This window comes from Bartonella massiliensis, assembly GCF_902150025.1.
GTDB classification, from domain to species: Bacteria; Pseudomonadota; Alphaproteobacteria; order Rhizobiales; family Rhizobiaceae; genus Bartonella; species Bartonella massiliensis.
The window spans coordinates 1-556 of the sequence record NZ_CABFVS010000089.1 but is presented as its reverse complement, the minus strand read 5'-3'; the positions used below and the strand labels follow the sequence as shown (position 1 = coordinate 556).

General features: G+C 41.5%; 1 protein-coding gene. It reads left to right on the top strand.

The window, feature by feature from the left end:
* The coding region (locus FNZ60_RS09530; protein ID WP_142417302.1) for a hypothetical protein at positions 1-556 on the top strand (556 nt) is incomplete at both ends.

Here is a 556-nt window from a genome sequence, read left to right as displayed (position 1 = left end):
CATTCGTGCTTTAAAAGATTTTGATGATGTTAAAGCCGGTTCTCTAGGCGGCTTTATTGAAAAGGAAGCTAATCTATCCCATGATGGCAATTGCTGGGTTTATGATAATGCTTGTGTGTATGGCTATGCCCATGTCTATAACAATGCAAAAATACGTCATTTTTCTCAAGTGTGTGGTCAAGTCTATGGGAATTGTGAAATCTATGGCAAGGCTTTCATTTCTCAATATGCAAGGGTTTATGACCATGCTTGTGTCTATGGCAATGCCCGTGTTTATGGCAATGTTTATGGGTATGCCCATGTCAGTGGGGGTGCTTGCGTTTTTGCTGATGCTCATATTCATGATCATGCTCATGTTTCTTATGATGCTACGGTTTTTAATTATGCAAGGGTCTATGGTCGTGCCATTGTTGCTGGCTCGGCTCGTATTCATAGCTATGCCGAGGTTTATAATTATGCCCTTATTAATGGTCGTGCAAAAATATATGGCAAGGTCTATGGCGGTGCTTTGGTGGGTGGTTGTGCTGAAATTTATGGCTCTGTTTTTGGGAATGCC